Annotated in this window: 8 protein-coding genes; 4 read left to right on the top strand and 4 right to left on the bottom strand. The window is 66.9% G+C overall.

Features of this window, described 5'->3' with window-relative positions:
* The first annotated feature begins 89 nt into the window (after positions 1–89).
* From NCO8_RS18290 to NCO8_RS18280, 3 genes are read left to right on the top strand one after another with little or no spacing between them, the layout of a single operon-like run.
* Positions 90–473 carry a hypothetical protein gene (locus NCO8_RS18290; RefSeq protein WP_067641152.1) on the top strand — a complete coding sequence of 128 codons (384 nt, stop codon included), beginning with the start codon at positions 90–92 and terminating at the stop codon, positions 471–473.
* 10 nt (positions 474–483) lie between these two features.
* The gene (locus NCO8_RS18285) at positions 484–975 is read left to right on the top strand and encodes a DUF6301 family protein (protein ID WP_067641149.1); all 492 of its coding nucleotides are present in this window, start codon (positions 484–486) and stop codon (positions 973–975) included.
* Positions 972–1,424 (top strand): TY-Chap domain-containing protein, encoded by a 453-nt coding sequence (locus NCO8_RS18280; protein WP_067641147.1) that lies wholly within the window; start codon positions 972–974, stop codon positions 1,422–1,424. Before NCO8_RS18285 ends, NCO8_RS18280 begins: the two co-directional genes overlap by 4 nt.
* Before the next feature lie 30 nt (positions 1,425–1,454).
* Here the strand turns inward: NCO8_RS18280 and NCO8_RS18275 are convergent, their stop codons facing one another.
* The 3 genes from NCO8_RS18275 to NCO8_RS18265 all read right to left on the bottom strand — a co-directional run bounded on the left by NCO8_RS18275 (position 1,455) and on the right by NCO8_RS18265 (position 4,556).
* Positions 1,455–1,775 (bottom strand): hypothetical protein, encoded by a 321-nt coding sequence (locus NCO8_RS18275; protein ID WP_067641146.1) that lies wholly within the window; start codon positions 1,773–1,775, stop codon positions 1,455–1,457.
* A 61-nt stretch (positions 1,776–1,836) separates the two neighbouring features.
* Positions 1,837–2,631 carry an ESX secretion-associated protein EspG gene (locus NCO8_RS18270; protein WP_067641144.1) on the bottom strand — a complete coding sequence of 265 codons (795 nt, stop codon included), beginning with the start codon at positions 2,629–2,631 and terminating at the stop codon, positions 1,837–1,839.
* Complete coding sequence (locus tag NCO8_RS18265; RefSeq protein WP_067641142.1) at positions 2,628–4,556, bottom strand: hypothetical protein; 1,929 nt, start codon at positions 4,554–4,556, stop codon at positions 2,628–2,630. Before NCO8_RS18265 ends, NCO8_RS18270 begins: the two co-directional genes overlap by 4 nt.
* A 313-nt stretch (positions 4,557–4,869) precedes the next feature.
* On the opposite strand from NCO8_RS18265, the gene NCO8_RS18260 reads away from it, so the two are divergent.
* Positions 4,870–6,369 (top strand): hypothetical protein, encoded by a 1,500-nt coding sequence (locus NCO8_RS18260; protein WP_067641140.1) that lies wholly within the window; start codon positions 4,870–4,872, stop codon positions 6,367–6,369.
* A 7-nt stretch (positions 6,370–6,376) separates the two neighbouring features.
* On the opposite strand, the gene NCO8_RS18255 is transcribed toward NCO8_RS18260, so the two are convergent.
* A complete protein-coding gene (locus NCO8_RS18255; protein WP_067641138.1) occupies positions 6,377–7,906 on the bottom strand; it encodes a serine/threonine-protein kinase in 1,530 nt (509 codons plus the stop codon).
* Positions 7,907–7,913 lie beyond the last annotated feature (7 nt).

The raw sequence follows: 7,913 nt of genomic DNA, 5'->3' as shown, positions 1-7,913 counted from the left end.
AGAGCGGCGACTCGCCGAAACGCGGCGCGGCCGGGCGACCGCGGGCGGACGGCGAACCCGCATACTCCGACCAGAACGGGACGCACGCAATGGAATTGAAGCCGGTGGCCATGTACCGGGAAATGTACGAGGGCACGCACGACGAGCTGCCCTCGGTGCACGACGCTCCCACTGGCGCCGTCGAGGACGACCGCGAGCAGATCCTGAACTACATGCGAAAGGCCCGCGCCATCCTCGACGTCATGGGTGAGGCGCCCGACCTGTTCACCGAGGGCGCCGACATCGAGGGCGGCCCCTCCCTCTACTCCGACGGCGTCTGGATCTGGCGCGAGGACTCCCTGAAATACCTCGCCGAACAGTCCATCACCCTGCCCGCCGAGTTCCTCGAACACGTGCGCTCCCTGGACTACGTCCCGCGGCAATTCGACACCCGTGACCCCGAATTCGACGCGGCATTCCTGGCCTACTTCTGAGGAGAAACCGTTGACGGACTTCCGAACCCGGACCCCCGACGAGGTCGCCGACCTGGGCACTCGCCTGCGTACGCTCGACTGGTCCTGGCAGCTCGACGAAATACCGGACATCGCCGAACGATTCGGCTGGCGGGTGGTGTCCACCTCGGAGGACTGGGTAATGCTCGACACCGGGTTCGGCCTGGCCAGCGGCAAGGTCTTCGCCGACGACGGCGAGGTCGAACGCGTCCAGGTCAACCTCAGCACCATCGGACCAGACACCGGCGAAACCCGCGCCCTCGTCCAGCAGACCTACACCACCATGGCCGCGCGCCTGGCAGCCGATCTGGGCGCCCCGTCCGCCGAGATCGCCGATGAAAACCGTCAATCCCGCTGGAGCGGAACGAATTCGACTCTGATCCTCGAAGAACTTCCCAGTTCCCTCACCCTGACACTGGCCACCAACGACTGGCTCGACCTCTTCGACGAAGCGGGCCGACTCTCGCAACAGGGACAGCTGTGAACAACTGGTCGACCTTCGCCGAACATCTGACCGCAGAGCTCCGCGAACTCCCGCTCGGCGCGCGGGTGATCGTCTTCGAACCCGAACCGGCCCGCACCCGCAGGTTCGTGCAGTTCGCGCGCGACGCCGAGGTCCTGTCGGCTCAATTGATCGGCGACAAATACCTCGACCCGGATCGGCGTCCGAGCCCCGCCGGATACCAGGCCCTCACCGACGCCGGGTGGCATCGGCCCGATGTCGACAACGGCCACCTGTGGTGGGTCGACTTCCCCACCCCGGTCACCGAGGCGGACCGTCGCCGCGCCGCCGAACTCACCGTCGTCGGCCTACGGGACGGCTACGGCATCCCGACCCCCACCGGGCTCGCCTACGACGCCTGGCTGGAAGTCCCCACCCATCTCCCCCTCAGCCTGACAACGCTCGACCTCCCCCGCCTGCCCATGCCCTGACGGCTCGGTGCGGCTCTACAGCGGCAGCTACTACTTCAGCCCGTCGCGGTTGCCCTGTTCCATCTTGTCGATGTAGGCGGCGCTCTCGGTCTGGCCGTCGGCGAAGTCGTTCATCGACGTGGCCAAGGTTTCGACGTTCGTGGTGACGTTGGTACGGGAGGAGCCGTAGCCGTCGTCGCCACCGGGGCCGTTGTAGAAACTGTCGCCGAGTTTGTCGCTGCCCCAGGCGTTTCCGCGGGCGTTGAGGGAGCTGTTCAACGTGGTGAGGATGTCGGTGACCTGGTCACGGACACTGCGTGATTTGTTGGCGGCGGCACGGAAATTGTCCGCGTCGTATTCGAACTTACCCATCGCTGCGGTCCCTTCACGAGGTTACTTCGAGCACATCACAGCCGCCGCACGTGCGCAACAGCTAGGCGCTGGCTTCCCAATGCGATTCCACCCGTGCCAGCAAACGGTCGATCGAGCGGTCGATCTTGTCGGCGAGGTCGGCGCGCGTCATCGGTGTGGCGGTGGGGTTCTCGCGCGGCAGTTCGATCACGTAGCGACCGTCGTCGGGCAGGTCACGCCACAGCAGGATGTCGCGCTCCATGCCGCGGGAACCGAATATCGACTGGTTCTGCAGGATTTCGATCAACCCGGTCCGTTCGGCCTCGGTCTCGAAGAAGGCGGCGCTGCGGGTGGCGAGCCCGGTGTCGGCTTCGTCGAAGATCAGCGACGAGCGCGGCTCGAAGTCGGGCTGTTCGACCTGCCCGCCGACCAGGGGGATGATCCCCGACTTGCCCGCGTCGAGCGCGGGCATGCGTTCGAGGATCGCCTCGGTCAGCCCGTGCGGACCGCACTCGACCAAGGTGTACCCCGAGCTGTGCCAGGAGGTGATTCCCGGCTTCTGATAGACCAGGTAACCGCGCGCCCCCGAGCGGGCGGCGCGCGCCTTGATCATGTACTTCGGGTCCAGCGAGGCACGGTCGTTCCACCCGCGCAGACGCACATACACCTGCGGCTTCGCGAGCACATCGATCGCGGTGTGCAATTCACCGTCGAGCATGTCGGGCAACCGTTGCCATGCCTCGTGTTTGCGCTGCTCGAATTCGTTCGAGTCCTCGACCTCGGTCACGAAGGTGAGCGGTCGCGGCATCGCCGTGCGGACCAGCCGCTGCCACAGCACATAGAACTCGGTGTCGGTGAATTCCCAGGTGCGCGTCACGACAGGTGCTCCACTGAGGCGTTCTCCCGGTCAGCGTTTCCCTCGGCGGCGACAGTCTCCTCGACGATTTCCGTGACCACGGGCGTGACGACCTCCGAGCTCGCGGCCACGATCGGCGTGATGATGTCGGTGAGCGACCCGAGATTGCTGAAGTCGGGCAGCGACGCGCGCGGGAAAGCCTCGGCGGCGCCGACGGATTCGGTCACCGGTTCGGTCGACGCGAGCCCGGCCGCAGGCGTCGCGACGGCGATCGCAGGGTCGACCGTCAGCCCGATCGCGCGGGCGGCCTCCGCCAATTCCGGGTTCTGCGACATCAGCGCCGCGAATTCGGGCGACTCCGAGATCGCCGTGCGGATGTCGGGGACCTGTGTCAGGGCTTGGGTCAGCGGGCTCAGATCGGGTGTGGCCGAGCTCAGGTCGATGCTGGACAGCGCCTGGATCAGCGACGGCAGCGCCTGCGTCATCGAGGAGACGATCCCGGAGATCGCCGAGATCATCGAGGACATGTCCGAGCCGGCGCCCGTCGCGCCGGTGGTGCTGCCGGAGCTACCCGAACCCGACCCGCCCGCACCGGTGTTCTTGCCCGTGCCGTTCTGATTACCGGAGCGGTCCTGTCCCTGCGCGTTCTGCCCGTTCTGCTGCGCGAGCAATTCCGCGCGCTGCTCTTTCAGGGCGTCGAGGGCCTGGCGCTGTTGTTGTTCGGCGGCACTTTGATTGCCCGCGCCGCTGTTGCCAGCTCCGCTGTTGCCCGCGCCGCTGTTTCCGGCACCACTGTTCCCGGCGCCATTGTTGCCCGCACCGTTGTTGCCCGCACCGTTGTTGCCCGCGCCGTTGTTTCCGGCGCCGTTGTTGCCCTCGCCGTTCTTGTCCGTGTCTTTCTTCTCCGGAGGAGGCGGCGGCGGACCGAGTTCCCCCTTCGGCGCCGCCGGCTGCGCGGCCATCGGGAACATGCTCTGCACCGAGTCGAAACCCACGTAGTAGTGCTTGCGATACAGCTCTTGGACCTCGCCGACGTCGTCACAGGTTTCGCCGTTGGCGGGCGGCGGCATCGACGCCGCGGTGGCGTGCAGGAAGTCGGCGGTGTACTGCACAGCCGAGTGCATCATCAGGAACCCGTCACGCAGCGACCCGAGCGAACGAACGAATTCCTGCACGGCGGTGAAGGCGGCCTCACCGCCCTTGCTCTCCCAGTTGGTCGTGGTGATCGTGCGCACCGCGGTCTGGAACGTCGTGCCGACCTTGTCCACCTCGCCGGCCAGCACCTTCCAGGTCGGCACCTCGGCCGCGACCTGGGACCACTGGATCCGCCTGCCGAGGTCCTGCAGATCGGTCCACGACATGCTCGCGGGTTCGCGCGCGTGGAACTTGAAGACATCGTCGCCCTCGGCCTTGGCCAGCGGCGGGTTGGAGCCCGGCTTCTTGGCCACGTCGATGTCGTCGTTGTGCACCGTGTAGTTGCCGCCCGGGGTCTCGTAGTCCGGTGGCAGGTAGCGGGGTGCCTTCGCGGCGAGATCCTTCATGTTCACCGCGGGCGGGGAGGTCGACACCTGACCGAGTTCGGTCTTCTTGTCCTTCAACGCCGCGAGTTCACTGGCCGAGAGCGAATCGTTGCCGGTGTAGGTCTCGCCCGCGGCCTTGAACATGTCGCCCATGTCGTGCAGCGAATCGATGAAGCGGTCGACCGAGTCGAAGGCCTGCCGGGTCTCGTCGATGAACTTGGTGCGCAGCGGCCCCGCGTGCACCTGATCGCCGCCGATCGCGTCGACGCTGTAGTTGTTGAGCGCGCCGGGCTTCAGCAGCTCCTGACAGCCCTTCAGCACGGCGACCACATCGCGGCAGGCATTGGCGGCCTGCAGGGCGGCACCGGTCTCGATCCGGATGCTCGCCTTACCCGCGGCCCCATCCCACGGAGTCTTCTCTCCCACGCCCAGCTCCTCGATGCACCCTCGCCGACGGCCCGTCCCTCTCGAACCGAACCTGACGAAGCTTAGCCATCGCAATGGAATCTGCCCAGCCCCAACATCTTCCGGCTACCACGAATTCTCACCCCTGTCACCTTGTTTCCGCGCGGCTCGGTGATACACCACCACGAAACCCGAGGCCGACGGGCAGATCTGCGTGCACCCACGACGAAGGTCACCGTTGTGTGACAGACTCGATCGAAACGCACCGCAGGCCGCTCGACGGCCACGCTCGAACGATTGATGGGGCCAGATTGACGTCGCGACGGAACCGCTCATGACCGACCTGAGCGGCCTCGAACGGCGCGTTGCAGCCGATCGCGCCAACACCCGTAGCCAGCAACCCGAGGACTACCTCCGGCTGGCCGGTTCGCTCACCGAACTGGCCCAGGGCTTGCTCGCCACCCGCGACGACCCGTCGGGTCGCGACCGCACCGCCGAGGCACTCGAGCCCGCGCAGGAGGCGGTGGCGATCCGGCTGCACTGGCTCGTCGAGGGGTATGTCTCCTACGAGTACGCGGGTGCGTTGCAGGACGCACTTCGCCTGTTCGAGCAGGCGACGCGGCTGGTGGGGCACCGTCAGCTCGCCACCAACACCATTCGCAGTGCGTGTTCGGCGTATCGCCAAGTGGCACAGGACTATCCGGACGTGCAGGCGATGTGCGCCGACGGACTGTCCAAGTGTGGCGTGTGGTTGATGCGGCTCGATCACGAGGCGGCGGTCGCGGCCACGGAGTCGGCGGTGCGGATCCGGGCGGCGATGTACGCGCGGGCGCCGGAGCAGCCGGGTAAGTATCTGGCCAGCCTGAGCACGCTGTTGCGGACGCTGATGGTCGGGCGCTCCCGCAAGCAGGCCATCGCGAGCTACCGCGCGCTGTACTCGGAGGTCACGTCCTCGGCGAGCACGGCCCAGCTGCGCGAAACCCGGATCGAGGACCTCGATCTCACCCTGAAGACCACCCAGGCACTGCACAAACTCGGTGCGCCGACGCTCGAACGCGCGGGGCGCTTGACCCAGCAGCAGATCCTGTACCAGTCGGGTGGCGACCTGGCGACCATCGACGAAATCAACTGGCGCCTCGCTCTTGTCGGCCTCAAGCCGCTGGCCGCCGGTGCCATGCCGGAACCGCCGTCGCGGCCCGTGGAAATCACCGCGACCTACGGTGCGATCGCGGTGCGCTGTTCGGCGCCCGACGCGCTGGAGCAGGTTCGTGCCGCTGTCACCGCCGCCTTCGCCGCGCACGGCGCCACTCCAGTCGACGCGGGTCGTTTCGCCGGTGTGCACGAACGGCATTGGGGCGTCAAGGAACCGAAGGTGAACCCGGACACCGAACTCGGCGCCGATGTGGTGCTCGTCGAGAAAGCCTCGGGTAGCTGGGTTTCGGTGAAGAGCCTGAACTGGGAGATCGGCGCACTCGGCAAACACCCCTTGGCCGTCGCCTTGTCGGCGAAGTGGCCGGTGCTGACCGTCGCCACCATCGAGAACATCTCCTACGAGCTGTGCCTCTACGACAACGGCGTGGCCACCCAGTACGCCGCCCTCGGCCGCCCCGCGGGCCAAGCCCCCCTCGACACTCCCCTGGCCCCCCTCGACTTCGCCACCCTCGCCGACTACGGCGCCGACTACGCTTCCGAAACCCAGGTCCGCGCGGCCTTCGGCAACGCGGCGATGTTCGCCAAGGTCACCGAACTCCCCGGCAGCGGCATCCGCCAAGCCGCCGAAAAAGGCCCCCTCACCGACTACGGCCCCGACATCCTGTTCTTCGGCAAGGACTGATTCCGGGTCAGGTGATGTGGCGGCGCAATATCGGGACCAGCGACTCCAGCGCCTGCTGATCCTTTCCGGGACTGTAGTTCCGCAGGGCAGCGACGTCTTTCGGGTCGTCGATGACGATTATCAGCGCACGGACACCGGTGATCTTGCGGTCGAGTCCGAGTAGTGACCCCGCCCCGGAGCCGGGGTCGCTACGGACAACCAGCAGGTAGTCCGCGGCGAAGTCGGGACTGAACAACGTGTGCCGGTCGAGATTGTCGAGGGTCCGGGGCGACGTTTCCCCGACCTTGCCCGCGAACCCGCTGAAATAGCTGAATCCGATCGACTCCAGTAGCGCCGCCTGCGGTGAGTGCGTCAAGTGAATCGCGTTGGACGACTTGCTGTACCCACTGGCTTCCGTAGCGGCGACCGCCGTGACATCGACGATCCCGATCGTTTTTCCCGCGAACTGCGGATTGTCGGTGCGGACCTGTGCCGCCGACATCGCCACCGGAACCACCGGCGACGTGACGCCTGTTGCCGTCGCGGCCGGAACGTCGGCGTCGGGCCGAAGTGCCAGCGCGCCCGCGCCGATGACTAGCGCACCGACCACACCGACTGCAGGCAGAACCCGTCTGCCCAGTCCCGTACGTCTCCGGGTCGGCACCTGGGACACGCTCGGCACCTGCACCGGGCTCGGCACGTGCGTGGGCCGCGCCCCGCTGTTCAACGCCCGGTGCGCCGCCTCGCTCAACTCCCGACAGCTGTTGAACCGATGCCCCGGATCCTTGGCCATCGCGACAGCGATCACGTCGTCGAGAGCCTGCGGCAACTGCGGATTCATCGCGCTCGGGCGCGGAGGCGGCTCGTAGAGATGCCCGGCCATGACAACGGCGGGCTGTTCGGCGGGAAACGGATTCGCCCCGGTCAGCAGCTTGTACAAAGCACAACCCAGACCGTAGATGTCGGTCCGGTGGTCGAGCTGACCACCGAGCAACTGCTCCGGCGCCGCGTAGGCGATCGTCGCCAGAATCGCCCCCGCCGCCGTGATCTCGCTCTTGTCCGCCAGCGACTTGGCCACCCCGAAATCGGTGAGCAGCACCCGTTCCTCACCGTCCGAGGTGGACGAGAGCATGAAATTGGCGGGTTTGACGTCACGATGAAGCAGACCGCGGCGGTGCGCGTGGTCGAGGGCCTTACCGACCTCGGCGATGATGCGCAACGCCCGCGCCGGCGTCATCGACCTCGGTGCCCTCGCCAATTCGGCCGCCACATCGGTGCCGTCGACGTACTGCATCGCGATCCACAGGTAGCCACCGGCCTCACCCCGATCGTTGACGGCGACGATGTTGGGATGGTCCAGGCTCGATGCGAGCTCGGCCTCACGTTGGAACCGTGCGCGGAACTCGACATCACGGGTCAGCTCGGGGTTGAGCACTTTGAGCGCGTTGCGCCGGGGCAGGCTCGGGTGCGCGGCGAGATAGACCGAACCCATTCCGCCGGTACCGAGCACACGCTCGATCCGATACCCGCCGATCACCGTACCTGGTCGCAGAGTCATCGAGATC

This window comes from Nocardia coubleae NBRC 108252 (genome assembly GCF_001612805.1).
GTDB lineage: Bacteria > Actinomycetota > Actinomycetes > Mycobacteriales > Mycobacteriaceae > Nocardia > Nocardia coubleae.
The sequence above is the reverse complement of the archived record's forward strand: the minus strand, read 5'-3'. Positions and strand labels throughout refer to the sequence as shown.

Excerpts from the sequence above, each read along its gene's own strand:
- NCO8_RS18290 (WP_067641152.1), top strand. The coding sequence starts at position 90 with ATGGAATTGAAGCCGGTGGCCATGTACCGGGAAATGTACGAGGGCACG.
- NCO8_RS18260 (WP_067641140.1), top strand. The coding sequence starts at position 4,870 with ATGACCGACCTGAGCGGCCTCGAACGGCGCGTTGCAGCCGATCGCGCC.
- NCO8_RS18255 (WP_067641138.1), bottom strand. The coding sequence starts at position 7,906 with ATGACTCTGCGACCAGGTACGGTGATCGGCGGGTATCGGATCGAGCGT.
- NCO8_RS18275 (WP_067641146.1), bottom strand. The coding sequence starts at position 1,775 with ATGGGTAAGTTCGAATACGACGCGGACAATTTCCGTGCCGCCGCCAAC.